The 18,974-nt window shown below is 67.5% G+C and carries 16 protein-coding genes; 11 read left to right on the top strand and 5 right to left on the bottom strand.

The genetic code is table 11. From position 1 onward, the window contains the following. Positions 1–23 precede the first annotated feature (23 nt). The 4 genes from metF to MT490_RS14535 all read left to right on the top strand — a co-directional run bounded on the left by metF (position 24) and on the right by MT490_RS14535 (position 6,683). On the top strand, positions 24–872 hold the full coding sequence (metF, locus tag MT490_RS14550) for a methylenetetrahydrofolate reductase [NAD(P)H] (protein ID WP_297389140.1): 849 nt from the start codon (positions 24–26) through the stop codon (positions 870–872). Then, positions 869–1,915: a homocysteine S-methyltransferase family protein gene (locus MT490_RS14545; RefSeq protein ID WP_297389138.1), complete on the top strand. Its 1,047-nt coding sequence runs from the start codon at positions 869–871 to the stop codon at positions 1,913–1,915. Before metF ends, MT490_RS14545 begins: the two co-directional genes overlap by 4 nt. Before the next feature lie 2 nt (positions 1,916–1,917). Beyond that, complete coding sequence (gene metH / locus MT490_RS14540; protein ID WP_297389136.1) at positions 1,918–4,518, top strand: methionine synthase; 2,601 nt, start codon at positions 1,918–1,920, stop codon at positions 4,516–4,518. A gap of 299 nt (positions 4,519–4,817) precedes the next feature. After that, positions 4,818–6,683, top strand: coding sequence for an ABC-F family ATP-binding cassette domain-containing protein (locus MT490_RS14535; protein WP_297389134.1), 1,866 nt, complete (start codon positions 4,818–4,820; stop codon positions 6,681–6,683). Between the two features lie 139 nt (positions 6,684–6,822). On the opposite strand, the gene MT490_RS14530 is transcribed toward MT490_RS14535, so the two are convergent. After that, the gene (locus MT490_RS14530) at positions 6,823–7,716 is read right to left on the bottom strand and encodes a LysR family transcriptional regulator (RefSeq protein ID WP_297389131.1); all 894 of its coding nucleotides are present in this window, start codon (positions 7,714–7,716) and stop codon (positions 6,823–6,825) included. 97 nt (positions 7,717–7,813) lie between these two features. Between MT490_RS14530 and MT490_RS14525 the strand changes: the two genes are divergently transcribed. From MT490_RS14525 to MT490_RS14505, 5 genes are all read left to right on the top strand, one after another. Next, a complete protein-coding gene (locus tag MT490_RS14525) occupies positions 7,814–8,797 on the top strand; it encodes an aldo/keto reductase (protein WP_297389128.1) in 984 nt (327 codons plus the stop codon). 25 nt (positions 8,798–8,822) lie between these two features. Next, positions 8,823–9,878 (top strand): NAD(P)-dependent alcohol dehydrogenase, encoded by a 1,056-nt coding sequence (locus MT490_RS14520; protein WP_297389125.1) that lies wholly within the window; start codon positions 8,823–8,825, stop codon positions 9,876–9,878. A gap of 220 nt (positions 9,879–10,098) precedes the next feature. Beyond that, positions 10,099–11,685, top strand: a complete 1,587-nt coding sequence (locus MT490_RS14515; protein ID WP_297389123.1) for an MFS transporter — start codon at positions 10,099–10,101, stop codon at positions 11,683–11,685. Positions 11,686–11,695: 10 nt separating this feature from the next. Further along, complete coding sequence (alr, locus tag MT490_RS14510) at positions 11,696–12,721, top strand: alanine racemase (protein ID WP_297389120.1); 1,026 nt, start codon at positions 11,696–11,698, stop codon at positions 12,719–12,721. Positions 12,722–12,815: 94 nt separating this feature from the next. Next, entirely contained in the window at positions 12,816–13,547 is a 732-nt protein-coding gene (locus tag MT490_RS14505) for a Crp/Fnr family transcriptional regulator (RefSeq protein WP_297389117.1), read from the top strand. Between the two features lie 35 nt (positions 13,548–13,582). Here MT490_RS14505 and MT490_RS14500 read toward each other — a convergent pair whose 3' ends face one another. Continuing rightward, the gene (locus MT490_RS14500; protein WP_297389114.1) at positions 13,583–14,758 is read right to left on the bottom strand and encodes an acetyl-CoA C-acetyltransferase; all 1,176 of its coding nucleotides are present in this window, start codon (positions 14,756–14,758) and stop codon (positions 13,583–13,585) included. Positions 14,759–14,883: 125 nt separating this feature from the next. Beyond that, complete coding sequence (locus MT490_RS14495; protein WP_297389111.1) at positions 14,884–15,774, bottom strand: alpha/beta fold hydrolase; 891 nt, start codon at positions 15,772–15,774, stop codon at positions 14,884–14,886. 188 nt (positions 15,775–15,962) lie between these two features. On the opposite strand from MT490_RS14495, the gene phaR reads away from it, so the two are divergent. After that, positions 15,963–16,529 (top strand): polyhydroxyalkanoate synthesis repressor PhaR, encoded by a 567-nt coding sequence (gene phaR, locus MT490_RS14490; protein WP_297389108.1) that lies wholly within the window; start codon positions 15,963–15,965, stop codon positions 16,527–16,529. 149 nt (positions 16,530–16,678) lie between these two features. Here the strand turns inward: phaR and MT490_RS14485 are convergent, their stop codons facing one another. Together MT490_RS14485 and MT490_RS14480 are read right to left on the bottom strand one after the other, a co-directional pair. Continuing rightward, positions 16,679–17,719, bottom strand: coding sequence for a methyl-accepting chemotaxis protein (locus MT490_RS14485; protein WP_297389105.1), 1,041 nt, complete (start codon positions 17,717–17,719; stop codon positions 16,679–16,681). Between the two features lie 88 nt (positions 17,720–17,807). After that, positions 17,808–18,623 (bottom strand): methyltransferase domain-containing protein, encoded by an 816-nt coding sequence (locus tag MT490_RS14480; RefSeq protein WP_297389101.1) that lies wholly within the window; start codon positions 18,621–18,623, stop codon positions 17,808–17,810. 17 nt (positions 18,624–18,640) lie between these two features. Between MT490_RS14480 and MT490_RS14475 the strand changes: the two genes are divergently transcribed. Continuing rightward, positions 18,641–18,862: a hypothetical protein gene (locus tag MT490_RS14475; RefSeq protein ID WP_297389099.1), complete on the top strand. Its 222-nt coding sequence runs from the start codon at positions 18,641–18,643 to the stop codon at positions 18,860–18,862. Positions 18,863–18,974 lie beyond the last annotated feature (112 nt).

Raw genomic sequence — 18,974 nt, 5'->3', positions numbered from 1 at the left:
TGTTCGAGGACGCCGCCGGCGACATCGAGCTCAGCTTCGAGTTCTTCCCGCCGCGCACCGACAAGATGGAGGCGACGCTCTGGCAGTCGATCGAGACGCTCGCCCCGCTCTGCCCCCGTTTCGTCTCGGTCACCTACGGCGCCGGCGGGACGACCCGCGAGCGCACCCACGCCACTGTCGAGCGCATCCTCAAGGAAACCGACCTGACGCCGGCCGCGCATCTGACCTGCGTCGGCTCCAGCCGCGACGAGGTCGACGCCATCGCCCGCGATTACTGGCAGCTCGGCGTCCGCCATCTCGTCGCCTTGCGCGGCGATCCGCCCCAGCCGGGGGCCAGCTTCGAACCGCATCCGGACGGCTACAGGGACGCCGCCGAGCTCGTCGCCGGCCTCAAGAAGGTCGCGCCGTTCGACATTTCGGTGGCCTGCTATCCGGAATGCCACCCCGAGGCGGCGAGTTCCCAGGCCGACATCGAGCATTTGAAGCGCAAGATAGACGCCGGCGCCGACCGCGCCATCACCCAGTTCTTTTTCTCGGCCGAATGCTTCTTCGACTTCCGCGACCGCGTCGCCGCAGCGGGCCTCGACGTCGAGATCGTTCCCGGCATCCTGCCGGTCACCAATGTCGCCCAGGCGCGCAAGTTCGCCGGCCAGTGCGGCGCTTCGATCCCGGGCTGGCTCGACCATATGTTCGAAGGCCTCGACGAGCGCCCGGCTGCGCGCCAGCTGGTGGCCGCGACCATCGCCGCCGAGCTCTGCGGCCAGCTTTATTCGGGCGGCGTCCGCCACTTCCACTTCTACACGCTCAATCGAGCCGAGCTGGCATTTGCCATCTGCCACTTGCTGGGCGTGCGGGCGAAGGCAGCGGCATGAGCGCGGCCCAGTCCTTCCGCGCCGAAGCCGCGAAACGCATCCTGGTCAAAGACGGCGCCTACGGCACCCTGGTCCAGGCCGAGAAGCTCGACGGCTGCACCTATGGCGGCGACCTCGGCCTCAGCCGCGACCAGCGCGGCAACAATGACCTTCTGAACCTCACCTGCCCGCGCCTGGTCGAGGAGATTTGCGACCGCTTTGCCGCAGCAGGCGCGGATGTGCTGGCAACCAACAGCTTCAACGCCAATGCCATCAGCCAGGCCGACTATGGCGCGGAAAGCTACGTCGCCGACATGAACCGCGCGGCGGCGAAGATCGTCCGCTCGGTCGCCGATCGCTGGACCGCCAAGGACGGCAAGCCGCGTTGGGTCGCGGGCGCGCTCGGCCCGACCAACAAGACCCTGTCGCTGTCGCCCAACGTCAACGACCCCGCCTTCCGCGAGGTCGATTTCGATACCGTCAAAGCCGTCTACCGCGAGCAGATCGACGCCCTGGTCGAGGGCGGCGTCGACTTCGTTCTGATCGAGACGATCTTCGACACGCTCAATGCTAAGGCCGGGATCATGGCCGCGCTGGAGGCAGAGCGGGCGCTCGGCCGCGAGCTGCCGATCATGATTTCCATGACCTTGACCGATCTTTCGGGCCGCAACCTGTCCGGCCACACGGTCGAGGGCTTCTGGGCCAGCGTCCGCCATGCCCGGCCGCTCACCATCGGCCTAAATTGCTCCTTCGGCGCCGCCCAGCTTCGCCCGCATCTGGCCGCTCTGTCGGCCCAGGCGGACACATTGGTCATGGCCTATCCCAATGCCGGCCTGCCCAATGAGCTGGGCCAATATGACGAGGCCGCCGCCGAGACTGCCGCGCAGGTCCGCGAATGGCTCGACGATGGCTTGGTCAATGTCGTCGGCGGCTGCTGCGGCACCACGCCCGACCACATCGCGGCCATCGCCGAGGCGGTGAAGGACGCCACCCCGCGCGTCATCCCCAAGGCCAACGGCCACACCATGCTCGCCGGCCTCGAACCGATGGTGCTGGCCGCCTGACAATGACATTTCTTGCCAGCGGCACATTCGTCAATATCGGCGAGCGCACCAACGTCACCGGATCGGCGGCGTTCAAGAAGCTGATCATGGGCGGCGACTATACCCGCGCGGTCGAGGTTGCGCGGCAGCAGGTCGAGAACGGCGCGCAGGTGGTCGACGTCAACATGGACGAGGGCCTGCTCGACGCGGTCGAGGCGATGACCACCTTCCTCAAGCTGATCGCCGCCGAGCCCGATATCGCACGCGTGCCGGTGATGATCGACAGCTCGAAATGGAGCGTGATCGAGGCGGGGCTGAAATGCGTCTCGGGCAAGCCGATCGTCAACTCGATCAGCATGAAGGAAGGCGAGGAACAGTTCCTCGAGCATGCGCGCAAGTGCATGGCGTACGGCGCCGCGGTGGTCGTGATGGCGTTCGACGAGGTCGGCCAGGCCGACACGCGCGACCGCAAGGTCGAGATCTGCGAGCGCGCCTATAAACTGCTCACCGGGATCGGCTTCCCGCCCGAGGACATCATCTTCGATCCCAACATCTTCGCGGTGGCGACGGGGATCGACGAGCATCGCCGCTACGCGATCGACTTCATCGAGGCGTGCAAGGAGATCAAGGCGCGCTGCCCGCATTGCCATATCTCGGGCGGCGTATCGAACCTCAGCTTCTCGTTCCGCGGCAACGAGCCCGTCCGCCGCGCGATGCATTCGGTGTTCCTCTTCCACGCGATCAAGGCGGGGATGGACATGGGCATCGTCAATGCCGGCCAGCTCGACGTCTATGACGCGATCGACCCCGAGTTGCGCGACGCCTGCGAGGACGTGATCTGGGACAAGCGCGAGGATGCGACCGAACGGCTGATCAGCCTCGCCGAGCGCTATCGCGGCACCGATGCCGTCGCCGAGAAGCAGGCCGCCGAATGGCGCGGCTGGGACGTCGCGCGGCGGCTCGAGCATGCATTGGTCAAGGGCATCGACGCGCATGTCGTCGAGGATACCGAAGAGGCGCGGCTCCAGTTCGCGCGGCCGATCGAAGTGATCGAAGGGCCGTTGATGGACGGGATGAACGTGGTCGGCGACCTGTTCGGATCGGGCAAGATGTTCCTGCCGCAGGTGGTCAAGTCGGCGCGCGTGATGAAGAAGGCGGTGGCGCATCTGCTGCCCTTCATCGAGGCCTCGAAGGAACCGGGGGCCAAGGGCAAGGGCAAGGTCGTGATGGCGACCGTCAAGGGCGACGTCCACGATATCGGCAAGAACATCGTCGGCGTGGTGCTGCAGTGCAACGGCTTCGAAGTGGTCGACCTGGGCGTGATGGTGCCGTGGTCGAAGATCCTCGAGGCGGCGAACGAGAACGACGCCGACATGATCGGATTGTCCGGGCTGATCACGCCTTCGCTGGACGAGATGGTGACGGTTGCCGAGGAAATGCAGCGGCTGGAGATGACGATGCCGCTGCTGATCGGCGGCGCGACGACCAGCCGCGTGCACACCGCGCTCCGGATCGAGCCGGCATATAAGGGGCCGGTGGTCCACGTCCTCGACGCCAGCCGCGCGGTGGGCGTCGCGACGGCGCTGGTGAGCGATACCCAGCGCGACGACTATGTCGCCAAGGTCGCGGCGGAATATGAGCAGGTCCGCGTCGCGCGCGCCGGCCGCGGGCAGAGCGAATTGGTCCCGATCGACAAGGCGCGCGACAACGCCTTCGAGGCGGACATGAGCCTAAAGCCCGGCAAGCCGCGCATGCCGGGGGTGCACGAGTTCCTCGACTGGGACCTGAACGACCTCAGGAAATATATCGACTGGACGCCCTTCTTCCGCGCCTGGGAACTGGCGGGCAATTATCCTGCGATCCTGGAGGACAAGGTGGTCGGCGAGAGCGCGACCTCGCTGTTCGCCGACGCCAACAGGATGCTCGACAAGATCGTCGCCGAGAAGTGGCTCACCGCGCGCGGCGTGGCGGGGCTGTGGCCGTGCGCGCGCGAGGAGGACGACATCATCGTCCATATGGACGATGAGAGCCATGTCCGGCTGCCGATGCTCCGCCAGCAGATCGCCAAGCGTGAGGGCCGGGCGAACATGTGCCTCGCCGACTTCATCGATCGCGACGGCGACTGGATCGGCGGCTTCGCGGTCTCGATCCACGGCATCGAGCCGCATCTCGCGCGCTTCAAGGCGGCGATCGACGACTATTCGGACATCCTCCTCAAGGCGCTGGCGGACCGCCTTGCAGAGGCCTTTGCCGAGCGGCTCCACCAATATGTGCGCACGGCGCTGTGGGGCTATGCCGAGGGCGAGCAGCTGACCAACGAGGCGCTGATCAAGGAGCAGTATCGCGGCATCCGCCCGGCACCGGGCTATCCCGCCTGCCCCGAGCACAGCCTCAAGCCGATGCTGTTCAAGATGCTCGACGCGCACAAGCGCACCGGCATCTCCTTGACCGACAGCTTCGCGATGCTGCCGACCGCGGCGGTCTCGGGCTTCTATTTCGGCCACCCCCAGGCCGAATATTTCGGCGTGGCGCGGATCGGGCAGGATCAGCTCGAGGAATATGCCGCGCGGCGCGGTGTCAGCGTCGAGCAGGCGACGCGCTGGCTGCGGCCGAATCTGGATTGATTTCGCGCAGAGGCGCAGAGAGCGCAGAGAAGGGTGCGGTCGAGGCCGAGAGCGTAGCCAATTCCAGCCTTGGGGAGCTGGAGGCGTCGGGTGTCATGGCGCCGGATCGTCTCTGCGTCCTCTGCGCCTCTGCGCGAAATCATCTTCGGAAAAGATCCAAAATTTCACGCGAGGGCGCGAAGGCGCAAAGGTTTTTAGGGAAGCGCCTGGACGCAGCTATAGCCGGTCGCGCGACTTTCCCGCAGTAAGGGCGCCTTGGGGTGACGATGGCGGTTTAATGCGCTAGGCGCCCACGCATCATGCTCAACCTGACCGACATCACGGTGCGCCTCGGCGGGCGCACGATCATCGACGGCGCGACCGCCAAGCTGCCCCCGCGCGGGCGGATCGGGCTGATCGGCCGCAACGGCGCGGGCAAGACCACGCTCGTCAAGGTGATCGCGTCGCAGCTCGAGCCCGACACCGGCAGCGTCGATATGCCGCGCGGCGCCAAGCTCGGCTATATCGCGCAGGAGGCTCCGGCGGGCGATGCGACGCCGTTCGAGACGGTGCTTGCCGCCGATCTGGAGCGCGCGGCCCTGCTCCACGAGAGCGAGACCAGCCACGATCCCGACCGGCTGGGCGAAGTGCACGAGCGGCTGATGGCGATCGACGCCTATACCGCGCCGAGCCGCGCGGCGCAGATCCTCGTCGGGCTCGGCTTCGACGAGGAGGCGCAGCACCGCCCGCTCGACAGCTTCTCGGGCGGGTGGAAAATGCGCGTCGCACTGGCGAGCCTGCTCTTCTCGCAGCCCGACGTGCTGCTGCTCGACGAGCCTTCGAACCACCTCGATCTCGAAGCGGTGCTGTGGCTCGAGGATTTCCTGAAATCCTATCCGGCGACGATCCTGCTGGTCAGCCACGAGCGCGACTTCCTCAACAACGTCGTCGATCACATCCTCCATTTGGATCGCGGCAAGCTGACGCTCTATCCGGGCGGATACGACGCGTTCGAGCGCCAGCGCGCCGAGCGCCAGGCACAGCTCGCCTCGGCGCGGGCGAAGCAGCAGGCCGAGCGCGAGAAGCTCCAGGACTATGTGGCGCGCAATTCGGCGCGCGCCTCGACCGCCAAGCAGGCGCAGAGCCGCGCCAAGGCGCTGGCGAAGATGCAGCCGATCGCCGAGCTGCTCGACGATCCGACGCTGACCTTCGACTTCCCCAATCCCGACGAGCTGCGACCGCCGCTGATCACGCTCGACATGGCGACGGTCGGCTATGGCGAGACGCCGATCCTCAAGCGGCTCAACCTGCGCATCGATCCCGACGACCGCGTCGCGCTGCTCGGGCGCAACGGCAACGGCAAGACCACGCTGGCGCGGCTGCTCGCGGCGCAGCTGGCGCCGATGGAAGGCGCGATGAACGCCAGTGGCAAGATGCGGGTGGGATATTTCACTCAGTATCAGGTCGAGGAGCTCGACCGGACCGAGACGCCGCTCCAGCACATGACCGTGTTGATGAAGGGCGCGAGCCAGAGCGCGGTGCGCGCGCAGCTCGGGCGGTTCGGCTTTTCCGGACAAAAGGCGACGACCGAGGTCGGCAAGCTGTCGGGCGGCGAGCGCGCGCGGCTGGCGCTGGCGCTGATCACCCGCGACGCGCCGCATATGCTGATCCTCGACGAGCCGACCAACCACCTCGACGTCGACGCGCGCGAGGCGCTGATCCAGGCGCTCAACCAATATACCGGCACGGTGGTGGTGGTCAGCCACGACCGCCACATGCTCGAGATGACCGCCGACCGGCTGGTGCTGGTCGACCAGGGCACCGCCAAGGAATTCGACGGCAGCCTCGACGATTACATCGCCTTCGTCCTCTCCAAGGACGGCGCCGGTCCGAAGCTCTCCAAGGCCGACAAGAAAGAGGCGCGTCGCGCCGCCGCCGAGGCGCGCGAGAAGGGCACCGAGTTGCGCAAAGTCGCCAAGGCGGCCGAATTCGAGCTGGCCAGGCTGACCGAGCAGCGCAGCGCGGTCGAACGGGCGATGTTCGATCCGTCCGCGGCGGATGCGGCGCTGACCAAGCTGACCATGACCGAGCTGATGAAGCGCCGCGCCGAACTGACCGACAGGATCGACGCGGCCGAAGCGGCGTGGATGGAAGCGAGCGAGGCGCTGGAGGCGATCGCGGCTTAGCGCATCGTCGTCATCCCCGCGAAAGCGGGGACCCATCTCCTGACCGAGCGCCAAAAACGAACCGGTGCGTTTGCGGATAATTTCGGAGATGGGCCCCCGCTTTCGCGGGGGTGACGGGGTTGGATATGTGCCGTGGACCCTAACCCCGATAGCGCAGCGCCTCGACCAGTAGCGCAAAGGCCGGGGTGACCTGCCGCCGGCTGGGATAATAAAGGTGGTAGCCGGGGAAGGGCGGGCACCAGTCCTCGAGCACGCGGACGAGGCGGCCGTCGGCGAAGGCTTCGCCGAAATGGTCCTCGGGCAGGCAGGCTAGGCCGAAGCCCGCGACCGCCGCGGTGACGATCATGTCGACATCGTTGAGCACGAGCTGCCCGTCGACGCGCACCTTGAGTTCGCGGTCGTCCTTGTCGAGCTCCCAGGCATAAAGGCCGCCGGAGGTGCGCAGCCGCATGTTGATGCAGTCGTGCCCGGCAAGGTCCTGCGGCGTGATCGGCGCGGGCCGCCTCGCGAAATAGGCGGGCGCGCCTGCCACGGCCATGCGCAGATCGGGACCGATCGGGACCGCGATCATGTCCTTCGCCACCTGCTCGCTCAGCCGGATCCCCGCGTCGAAGCGCTCGGTGACGATGTCGGTGAGCGAGGAATCTATGCTGAGCTCGACATGGATGTCGGGATGCTCGGGCAGCAGCCGCGCCAGCACCGGCCAGAGGATCTGGCGGGCCGCCTGGCCGGTGCTGGTGATCCGGATCGTCCCCGCGGGCTTGTCGCGCAGTTCGCTGAGCGCGGCGATCTCCGCATCGATGTCGTCCAAGGCCGGGCGCAGCGTGGCCAGCAGCCGCTCGCCCGCCTGCGTCGCGACGACGCTGCGCGTCGTGCGCGCGAGCAAGCGTACCCCCAGCCGCGTCTCGAGCCGGCGTATCGTATGGCTGAGCGCCGATTGCGAGGTGCCGAGCCTGGCGGCGGCGCGCGTGAAGCTGCGCTCCTCGGCGACCGCCATGAAAGCGGCCAGATCGGCCAGCTCTTCGCGCCGCATTCATGAATCTCCGATATTACTTCATGTATCTATTAGCGGCTTATCGGGTCCAGACCCAGGGCCTATCTTACGGGCTCCCCAATCGATGGAGCGACCCATGCAGAAGCGCGTACTCGGCCGTAGCGGCCTCGAAGTCTCGGCGATCGGTCTCGGCTGCATGGGGCTGAGCTATGCCTATGGCCCGGCCCCCGCGCGGGCGGACGCGATCGGGCTGCTCCGCAATGCGGTCGAGCGCGGCGTGACCTTCTTCGACACCGCCGAGGCCTATGGCCCGTTCGCCAACGAGGATCTGCTCGGCGAGGCGCTGGCGCCCGTGCGCGACGAGGTCGTGATCGCCACCAAGTTCGGCTTCGCGGGCGGCGTGCCCGCGGACGGGATGGACAGCCGGCCGGAGAATATCCGCGCGGTGACCGAGGCCGCGCTCGCGCGCCTCCGGACCGACCATATCGACCTGCTCTACCAGCATCGCGTCGATCCGCGAGTGCCGATCGAGGATGTCGCCGGGACGGTCGCCGCGCTGATCGCCGAGGGCAAGGTCAAGCATTTCGGCTTGTCCGAAGCGGGTGCCGATACGATCCGCCGCGCGCATGCGGTGCAGCCGGTGGCGGCGCTGCAGAGCGAATATTCGCTGTGGTGGCGCGAGCCCGAGGTCGAGATATTGCCGGTGCTGGAAGAGCTCGGGATCGGCTTCGTGCCGTTCAGCCCGCTCGGGCGCGGCTTCCTGACGGGTGCGATCACGGCGGACACCGAGCTCGCCAGCGACGATTTCCGCAACAAGATCCCGCGTTTCGCCGCGGAAGCGCGCGCCGCCAACCAGGCGCTGGTCGACCGGATCGGCGTGATCGCGGCGGCGAAGCAGGCGACGCCCGCGCAGATCGCGATCGCCTGGCTGCTCGCGCAGAAGCCCTGGATCGTGCCGATCCCCGGCACCACCAAGCTGCACCGGCTGGAGGAGAATATCGGCGGCACGGCGGTCGAACTGACCGCCGACGATCTGAAGGAGATCGGCGCCGTGCTCGATGCGATCCAGGTCGCGGGCGATCGCTATCCGGCGAGCCTCCAGGCCGCCGTCAACCGCTGAACCATCCCTTATCCCGGAGAAACATATGACCGTCCAAGCCTATGGCGCCTATGCCGCCGACAAGCCGCTCGAGCCCATCGCGATCGAGCGCCGCGCGCCCGGTCCGCACGACGTGCAGATCGAGATCGCCTATTGCGGCGTCTGCCATTCGGACCTGCACACCGTACGCTCCGAATGGGGCGGGACGCTCTATCCCTGCGTGCCGGGGCACGAGATCGTCGGGCATGTCTCGGCGGTCGGCGGCGACGTGACGAAGTTCGCCGTTGGCGACACGGTGGGCGTCGGCTGCCTGGTCGACAGCTGCCAGCATTGCCCCGAATGCGGCGAGGGGCTGGAGCAATATTGCACCGGCACGGGCTTTGTCGGCACCTATAACGGGCCGACCCCGGACGCGCCGGGACACACGCTGGGCGGCTATTCGCAGCGGATCGTGGTCGACGAGAAGTTCGTGCTCCGCATCCGCCATTCGGCCGAGCAGCTCGCGGCGGCCGCGCCCCTGCTGTGCGCCGGGATCACCACCTGGTCGCCGCTGCGCCACTGGAAGGTGGGGCCGGGCCAGAAGGTGGGGATCGTCGGGATCGGCGGGCTCGGCCATATGGGGATCAAGCTGGCGCACGCGCTGGGTGCGCATGTGGTGGCGTTCACCACCTCCGCGAACAAGCGCCAGGACGCGCTCGATCTCGGCGCCGACGAAGTCGTCGTGTCGCGCAACGCGGACGAAATGGCGGCGCACGCCGGCAGCTTCGACTTCATCCTCAATACCGTGGCGGCGAGCCACGATCTCGACGCGTTCACCGCTTTGCTCAAGCGCGACGGCACGCTCTGCCTGGTCGGCGTGCCCGAGCATGCGCATCCCTCGCCCGACGTTTCGGCGCTGATCTTCAAGCGGCGCGCGATCGCGGGTTCGCTGATCGGCGGCATCGCGGAGACACAGGAGATGCTCGATTTCTGCGCCGAGAAGGGCATCGTCTCCGAGATCGAGATGATCGCCATGCAGGACATCGACGCGGCCTATGACCGGATGCAGCGGAGCGACGTGAAGTACCGCTTCGTGATCGACAACGCGACGTTGGCGGACTGAACGCGCGGCGCAAGGCATCTGGCGCCGACGCTGCCCTCTCTCCGATCGTCACCCCGGAGCCAAATCGTATCGACATTCAAATCCTCCCCCTGGCGGGGGAGGATTATTCCTTATCGGCACAGTGGATGCCGGACCAAGTCCGGCATGACGATGAGGGGTGCGTCGTGCCCTTGCCGCCGCGCACAGGCGCGCTACACCTGCCCCAAACAGGGAGGGCAAGATGGCCAGTGCGGCGGCCGAACCGAGCGCCAAGGACATGCGGCTGGTGATCAGCGCATCGTCGCTGGGCACGGTGTTCGAATGGTACGACTTCTTCATCTACGGCACGCTCGCCGCCTCGGGGATCATCGGGCGGACCTTCTTTCCGGCCGGCAACGAAGTGCTGCAGACCCTGCTCGCCTGGGCCGGGTTCGCGGTGGGATTCGGCTTCCGGCCGCTGGGGGCGGTGCTGTTCGGCTATCTGGGCGACAAGCTCGGGCGCAAATACACCTTCCTCGTCACGATCACGCTGATGGGCGTGGCGACCGCCGGCGTGGGGCTGGTGCCGAGCTATGCCGCGATCGGGATGACCGCGCCGGTGCTGATCATCCTGTTGCGCATCTGCCAGGGGCTGGCGCTGGGCGGCGAATATGGCGGCGCGGCGATCTATGTCGCCGAGCATTCGCCACCGGGGCGCGCGGGCTTCCACACCAGCTTCATCCAGGCGAGCGTGGTCGGCGGCTTCATCCTGAGCCTCGCGGTGGTCCTGGTCTCCAAGTTCGCGCTCGCGGACGTGTGGGACAGCTGGGGCTGGCGCGTGCCGTTCCTCTTCTCGATCCTGCTGCTCGGCGTGTCGCTGTGGATGCGGCTCAAGCTTTCCGAAAGCCCGGTGTTCAAGGCGATGAAGGAAGCGGGCGAGACCGCGGCCAATCCCTTCCTCGAGAGCTTCACCTATCCCGGCAACGGCAAGCGGCTGTTCGTCGCGTTGTTCGGCATCGCCGCAGGGCTGACGGTGATCTGGTACACGTCGATGTTCTCGGTACTGTCGTTCCTGCAGGGACCGATGCGGCTCGATCCGACCGCCGCGCAGCTGATCACCGGCGGCTCGGCGATCCTGGGGCTCGGCTTCTTCCTGTTCTTCGGATACCTCTCCGACCGGATCGGCCGAAAGATCCCGATCGTCACGGGCTATGCGTTGACCCTGGTGCTGCTCTTCCCGCTCTTCTGGGTGATCGGCAGCGCGGCCAATCCCGACCTGGCCAGGGCGGCGCGGCGCGCGCCGGTGATCGTCTCGGGCCCGCAATGCCATTACGACCCGTTCGCGTCGAAGCAGGCGGACGAATGCGGCCAATTGCTCGACCATTTCTCGAAGAAGGGCGTGGCCTACAGGACTATCCGGACGCCCGCGGTGACGGTGTCGATCGGCGGCCAGCCGGTTACCGACACCAGCCCTGCGGGGCTCGACGCGGCGCTCGCGGCGGCGGGATACAAGCTCAGCCCGACGGTGCCGCCGCCAGCCAACATCGCGATCATCGTGCTGGCGATCCTGGCGCTGATGGCGCTTTCCGGCGCGACCTACGGGCCGGTGGCGGCGCTGCTTTCGGAGATGTTCCCGTCGCGCATCCGCTACAGCTCGATGTCGATCCCCTATCATATCGGCACCGGCTATTTCGGCGGCTTCCTGCCGCTGATCAGCCAGTACATCGTCGCGCGCACCGGCGATCCCTATTCGGGGCTCTGGTACACCTTCGCGGTGGTGGCGATGGCGCTGGCGGTGACCGCCTGGGGCCTGAAGGAGACGGTGGCGCACACGCCCGGCAGACGCTAACCGCGCTGGCATGACCTGTTCTCCCCTGAGGCTGCGCCTCGACGGCGACGCGCTGGTCGCCAATTGGCGGCTGCTGCGCGACATGAGCGAAGGCGCGGCGTGCGGCGCGGCGGTCAAGGCCGACGGCTATGGGCTGGGCGCACGCGAAGTCGTGCGGCGGCTGGCCGAAGCGGGATGCCGCGACTTCTTCGTCGCCTTGTGGAGCGAGGCACGGGCGCTGGCCGATCTCGGCGTGCCGGTCTCGGTGCTGCACGGCGTGCGGGCCGAGGACATGGCCGACCGACCGGCAAATGCCCGGCCGGTGCTCAACACGGTCGAGCAGGTGCGGCGCTGGCGCGAGGCGGGCGGCGGGCCATGCGACGTGATGGTCGATACCGGCATGAACCGGCTCGGCATCTCGGCGGAGGACGTCGCGGCGGGGCTGCTCGACGGGCTCGCGATCGAGACGCTGATGAGCCACCTCGCCTGCGCCGACGAGGACGTGTCGCTCAACGGCAGGCAGCGCGCCGCGCTCGCCGCGCTCGGCGGGCGGACCTCGGCGCGGCGGCTGAGCATCGCCAATTCCGCGGGGATCGCGCTGGGTCCCGACTACGCCTTCGATCTGACACGGCCGGGGATCGCGCTGTACGGCGGGCGGCAGCATGCCGGGCATGTTGCGATCCGCCAGGTCGTCACGCCCGAGGCGCAGGTGGTGCAGCGGCGGCGCGTGCGAGCGGGCGAGATCGTGGGCTACAACGCCACCTTCACCGCGCCGCGCGACATGGAAGTCGCGATCCTCAACCTCGGCTATGCCGACGGCTATCTCCGCTGCTTCTCGGGCAAGGGCCTCGCACGGCTCGGCGAGGTGGTGCTGCCGGTGATCGGGCGCATCTCGATGGACCTGACCGCCATCGCGGTCGACGCGGCACCGGCGCTGGCGGAAGGCGACTGGGTGGCGCTCGACTATGCGCTGCCGGAGACATCGGCGCTGAGCGGGCTCTCGCAATATGAGCTGCTGACCGGGCTGGGTTCGCGGTTCGAGCGCAAATGGGACTAGCCGCCGGCCGCTAGGCATGATCGGCATCAGCGCAGGAAACTAATCTGCATTCGTACGTTCGTCTGCTCCGGATCAACCTTGGATGGAGTTGGCGATGGCTTCCTCTCGGGCAGGCCCGTTCGATGCCCTGCTGCGCAAGCTGACGGTACTGAACAAGCTCAACGAAGAAGAAATCCATAGCATCAGATCGCTTCCGCTCCGGCCCCAGCACTTCAAGGCGGGCGCCACGATCATCAGCACGGGCCAATTGGTCTCCGAATGCTGCCTGCTCGTGGAGGGCTATGCGTGCCGCCACAAGCTGGCGAGCGACGGCGGGCGGCAGATCGTCTCGTTCCATGTCGCGGGCGACATTCTCGATGTCCAGCATCTGCTGTTCGAGAAGGCCGATCATAATGTCCAGACGATCACCGACGCCGCGGTCGTGTTCTTCCCGATGCGCGATTTGCGGCGGCTGATCGAGGAGCGGCCGGAGATCGGCAAGGCGCTGTGGCGCGACTGCCTGGCCGATGCGTCGGTCTTGCGCGAATGGGTGCTCAATGTCGGGCGGCGCGACGCCAAGATGCGAATTGCGCACATGCTCTGCGAATTCGCGGCGAAGTGCGAGGCGGCCGGGCTGGGGTCGCCCGCGCACTTCATGCTGCCGATGACGCAGGAGGATATCGGCGACGCGACCGGGCTGACCTCGGTCCATGTCAACCGGATGCTGCGCGTCCTCACCGACGAGGGCGTGATCGCGCGTACGGGACGCGAGATCCGGATCGCCGACTGGCCGCGGATGAAGGAAGTCGCCGACTTCCAGCCCGACTATCTTCACCCCGCGGCCTGACGGCCCGCTTGTTCAGGCAGGCCGCAGCGCGCGGATCAGTCGCGCTCGATGCACATCGCGATGCCCATGCCACCGCCGATGCAGAGCGTGGCGAGGCCCTTCTTGGCGTCGCGCTTCTGCATCTCGTAGATCAGCGTGGTGAGCACGCGCGCGCCCGATGCGCCGATCGGGTGGCCGATCGCGATCGCGCCGCCATTGACGTTGACCTTGTCGGCGTCCCAGCCGAGCTCCTTGCCGACGGACAGCGCCTGCGCGGCGAAGGCCTCATTGGCTTCGATCAGGTCGAGATCGGCGATCGTCCAGCCGGCCTTCTCGAGCGCCTTCTTCGACGCGGGGACCGGGCCGATGCCCATGATCGACGGATCGACGCCGGCGCTCGCCCAGCTCTTGATCGTGGCGAGGATAGGCGCGCCGCGCTTCTCGGCCTCGTCGCGGCGCATCACCACCAGCGCCGCGGCGCCGTCATTGAGGCCCGAAGCGTTGGCGGCGGTGACGGTGCCGTCCTTCTTGAAGGCGGGGCGCAGCCCGGCGACGCCCTCCACCGTGGCGCCCGCGCGGATATATTCGTCCTGGTCGACCACGGTGTCGCCCTTGCGGCCCTTGATCGTGACCGGCGCGATCTCGTCCTTGAACTTGCCCGCCGCGCGCGCGGCCTCGGCGAGGTTCTGCGAGCGGACCGCGAATACGTCCTGCTCGCCGCGGGTGACCTGATATTGCTCGGCGAGATTCTCCGCGGTGATGCCCATGTGATAGCCGTTGAACACGTCGGTCAGGCCATCCTTGATCATCGTGTCGACCAGGCTGAGGTCGCCCATCTTGGTGCCTGGGCGCAGCGACTGGGCGTGCGTGCTCATCGACATGGATTCCTGCCCGCCCGCGACGACGATCGTCGCGTCGCCGGTGGCGATCGCCTGATAGGCGAGCGCGACCGCGCGCAGCCCCGATCCGCAGACCTGCTGGACGCCCCAGGCGGGGACTTCCTTGGGCACGCCGGCCGCCATCGACGCCTGGCGCGCGGGGTTCTGGCCCTGCGCGGCGGTGAGCACCTGGCCGAGGATGACTTCGCTGACTTCCTCGCCCTTCACGCCCGCCTGCTCGAGCGCCGCCTCGATCGCGATGCGGCCGAGCTCGTGCGCGGGAGTCGCGGCGAAGGCGCCGAGGAAGCTGCCAACCGGCGTGCGCTTGGCGGCGGTGATGACGATGTCGGTCATGTTGTTCTCCTCAGCGTTCAACACCGTTCGTGCTGCGCTTGTCGAAGCACCGTTCTTCTTGCCGGACGCAGAAGAAGGGCGGCCCTTCGACAAGCTCAGGGCGAACGGGAAGGAAGTGTTGGGCGCTATCTAGTGGGCGGCAAGGCAGTTAGCCAGTCCGCAAGCGGCTGCCACAGCGCGCCCTTCGCGCGGCCGCCGACGATCATCCCGACATGCCCCATTGCCAGCTCGCGGACCGTGCCGATGCGTGCCGCGCTGGCGGCGGGGACGATGCGGTCGGTGGTGGAGACGAAGGAGAGCGCGGGGCAGGGCAGCGTCGCCGGATCGACGGCGTCCTCGGCGATTCGCCAGCGGCCGCCCCCGGGCAAGTCGGCGACGAAGAAATCGTCGAACAGCTGGCGGCCCGCGGCGAAGGTGAGCGGCGCGCCGCCATTGGCCCAGTCTTCGAGCGTCACGAAGGCGCGCGCCTCCTCACTGGCGGGATCGAGGCGCGCGAAGCGCTCGAACTTGGCGACGGTGCGTTTCGGGTCGAGCTGCCAGAAGCCCGATTGCAGCACTTCCATCGGCACGAGGCCGAGCTGTTCGCAGGTGGCATGCGCCTGGTCCCACAGCGCCGAGATCGGCTCGAGTGCGGTGCCATAAGCGGCGAAGTTCCAGGGCGCGGCGATCGTGACGAGGCCTGCGGTCTTCGTGACGGCGGCCGCGGCGGTCGCCATCGTGCCGCCGAGGCAATAGCCGACCAGCGCGGGCGGACGATCGAGCGCGGCGAGCAGCGGCAGGAGCATCTGCTCGACATGCGCCGTCACGTCCTGCGCGCTGTCGTCGGGCGTGGGTGTACCCCAGTCGACGAGCAGCGGGCGCACGCCCTGCCCGGCGAGCCAGCGGAGCAGCGAATTGTCCTCGGCGAGATCGAGGACGAGCGGCGGGTTGATCAGCGACGGTACGAACACCACCGGCAGGCCGCTGCCGCCATAGTCGCGCAGCACCGCACGGCCGGCGCTTGCCAGCGCGGGCATCGGCGCGCGCGGGGCGGGGCGCGGCGCCTGCTGATAGGCGCGAAGGCCCGCCAGTGCTGCGGCGCGTCGTTCGGGCGATGCTGCAGTTTCGCTGCGCAGCAGTTCCAGAAACAGAGGGAGCGGTCGAGGCCCTTGTTGCGATGCGGCAAAGGATGTTAGGGTATCATCATTCACGCGTGGGGGTGTCCATGAAGAAGGCTGCTACGGGTTCGGGCCCGGTCATCATCAAGAAGTACGCCAACCGCCGGCTCTACAACACCGAAACCTCGTCCTACATTACGCTCGATCATCTCGCCGCGATGACGCGCGAGGGGCGCGACTTCAAGGTCGTCGACGCCAAGACCGAGGAGGACATCACGCACAACGTGCTGACCCAGATCATCATGGAGGAGGAAGCGCGCGGGGCATCGATGCTGCCGGTCAACTTCCTGCGCCAGCTGATCTCGCTCTACGGCGATTCGATGCAGGCGATGGTGCCGGGCTATCTCGAAGCCTCGATGGACAGCTTCCGGCGCAACCAGGAGCAGTTCAAGTCGGCGGTCGAGGGCGCCTTCGCCAACTCGCCCTTCGCCGAGATCGCCAAACGCAACATGGCGATGTTCGAAGCCGCGGCCGAGGCGTTCAAGCCGGGCGCGCCGGGCACCGCCACTCCCGCAGCCAAGCCCGCCGCACCGGCCGAGGACGGAGACGACGTGGCCGCGCTCAAGGCCGAGCTGGCCCGGTTGCAGGACAAGATCGAGAAATTGGGGAAGTGATGGGCATGGGGCGCCGATAGGCGCTCTCGGGCGTGCGGGGCACGCCCGACCCGTCACTCATCGGGCCTCCTGGGAAACAGAAAAGGCCGGGCATCGAACCCGGCCTTTTCTGTACCCACCCCCAACCCCTCCCTTGCAGGGAGGGGAGTTCAAAGGGTCTTGCGTTCGCCCAGTCCGCCGAGCGCGGCCTGGATCTCCTCCATGCTGATCATCTTCTGCTCGATGACGCAGCGCAGCCCCAGCCCGTCGAAGCCGTGATAGCTTGCGGCGGTGGCGAAGGCGATCGTGGTGTCGGCGCGCGCTTCCGCGCCGCGGACGGCCTTGGCGGGCAATGCGATGGTCTCGCCGAAGCGCGTGCCGGCGGAGTCGGCGACGATTCGCGCGGCCTCGTCGACGATCGAGATGCGCGTGCGCGCCCATTCCCGCTCGCCGAACAGCGAGCGGTCCGAGATGATCGCCGGGATACGCTCTTCCCAGTCGAACTCGACATAGAAGACCCCGGCGGGGCGGCCCTCTCCGCCGCGCGGGCGGATGCCGGTGACGAAGACGAGCACCGCGCGGTGATCGGACCAGGGGTTCTGCCAGACTTCGTCGGTGAACCATTGGTCGCCATTGCTGCTGCCCATCGCCTTCAGGAATTGCGACGCGTTGGCGACGTTGGTCTGGCGGACGCGCGCATTGGGATCCGACGAGAGGATGATCCGCCCTTCGCGATCGGCGACGAAGGCATTCAGATAATAAGGCGAGGTCCGAGTGAAGCCCGCAAGGCGCGCCTGGGCGGCGGCGATCTTCTCGGGAGCGGGGTCGAGCGTCGCGGCGATGACCTCGGCGTCGGAAGCCATCAGGCGGAGGTCGACGCTGCAATCATAGAGATGCCGGGTGACGTTCTGGATCAGCGCCTGGGCGAGCTCGACCAGACGCGTGCCTTCGATCTCGCCGACCATCTCGTCGGCGATGCCGGCGCCCATGGCGAGCCGCTCGCGGACTTCGGAGCGGAATTCGAGGCTGGCGTGCCGCGCCTGTTGCGCGAGCGCCTTCACTTCCTGCGCGACCACCGAGAAGCCTCGGCCGGCCTCGCCCGAGCGGGCGGCCTCGATCGCGGCGTTGAGCGCGAGGAGATTGGTGCGCGTGGCGATCTCCTCGCTCGTGCTGGCGAAGCTGTCGACCTCGTCGCGAAGGACGGATAGCAAGGAGCGGATCCGGCGTGGCACGGACCCGATTGCTACGGGTTAATGGTTAACCAAGCGTGGACTATTTCGCGCCTGCAACAAAAATGTTTCAGGGTTTCCTGAACTTGAGCGTCATCCGGTCGCTCTCGCCGATCGCTTCGTATTTGGCGCGATCCAAGTCCTTGAGGCGGTAGCTCGGGGGAAGCGTCCAGACGCCGTCCTTCCAGTCTGCGGTGTCCCTTGGATTGGCGTTCACCTCGGACGCGGCGACGAACTTGAAGCCCGCCTGCTCGGCCAGTCGGCGCACGGTCGACACCTTGATGTAGCCGCTGCTCTTCTCGCGCTCGTCGCTGGCGCTCTCGGGCAGGCGATGGTCCTCGATGCCGAGCACGCCGCCGGGCTTGAGCATCGCGTACATCTGCGCGAAGGCCTCCGCCGAATAATCCTGCCCCTCGCGCTGATAGCCCATCCGCCAGTTATGGACGTTGCGGAAGGTGAGGACGACGTCGGCGCTGCCGTCGGGAACCTTGGGCTGGCCCTCGGCCCAGGGGAAGGCGGCGAACTTCAGATGGCTATAGGCGGCCGCGTCCTTCGCCTGGAGCGTCTGTGCGCCCTTCACGCCGCCCGGCCAGGGCGCCGCGGCGTAGAGCGTGCCCTTGCCCGCGGTGAGCGGACCCAGGATCTCGGTGTACCAGCCGCCGCCCGGCCAGATCTCGACCACGGTGTCGCCCGGCTCGACTCCGAAGAAGCTCAGCGTCTCCACCGGGTGACGATATTTGTCGCGCGCCACGTTCGTCGGCGTACGGCCGGTGGCGGCCACGGCGTCCTGGATGGTATGGCGCTGCGTCCGTGGCTCTCCCGCCGCGACGCTGGCCACCGCGATCGCGGTGGTGAGAAGGCCGAGCACGGTCAGGGTCTGGCGCATGACATTTCCTTGCCTAGATGCACTCGGCCATGTGGGAGTTTTTCGAAACGATGCAACAACAATTATGGGGCGGTGCGGCGGTCGCCCTCCTGCTCGCGATAGCCAGTGGATTCGGCGAGCATCGGCGACGCGGGCGGCGCGACATGGACCGGGTCGGCTTCATGCCCTGGACGCTGATCCAGGTCCTGGCGATGTTGACCGCTTTGATCCTCGCCAGCCTGGCGCTCAACCTGCGTTAGGGCGGATCGACATTCAAATTCCCCCTCCCTTTCAGGGAGGGGTTAGGGGTGGGTTGGCACCGGCTGGGGCTCGATGCCCCGGCCGGTGCCTTTTGCTGCACGATTGGCGAGT

This window comes from Sphingomonas sp. (assembly GCF_026460985.1).
Taxonomy (GTDB): Bacteria; Pseudomonadota; Alphaproteobacteria; order Sphingomonadales; family Sphingomonadaceae; genus Sphingomonas.
This window is presented reverse-complemented; position numbering and strand designations above follow the sequence as displayed.